Genomic DNA, 279 nt, shown 5'->3' on the forward strand with positions numbered 1-279 from the left:
ACGCAAGGCATTATGCTTTACCGACAACGCCTCCAGGGTAACCGGGGTCGGCGTCTCCTGATACACCCAAAAGAATTTCCCTTCGGTCTCAAAGCCCACCGCACCTAAGGGTAAGGCTTGCCCGTCACGCATCAGGGCAAAACGCTCCGCCACATATTCAGCAAACTGACGTTGGGTTTGTTCAGACCCAATGATATCCGCCTCTTTACCAAATATTTCCTTTACCGCATGTTCAGCATCATGCAGGTAAAAGCGATGCATAACCTCAATATGCTCGGT

Annotated in this window: 1 protein-coding gene; it reads right to left on the reverse strand. The window is 50.5% G+C overall.

Annotated elements, in window-relative coordinates; genetic code table 11:
* Positions 1-279, reverse strand: a 279-nt coding sequence (locus tag J0A66_RS23230) for a DUF6702 family protein (protein WP_338143954.1), incomplete at both ends; no start/stop codon positions are given.

Source organism: Bowmanella dokdonensis (genome assembly GCF_017254865.1).
Lineage (GTDB): Bacteria > Pseudomonadota > Gammaproteobacteria > Enterobacterales > Alteromonadaceae > Bowmanella > Bowmanella dokdonensis.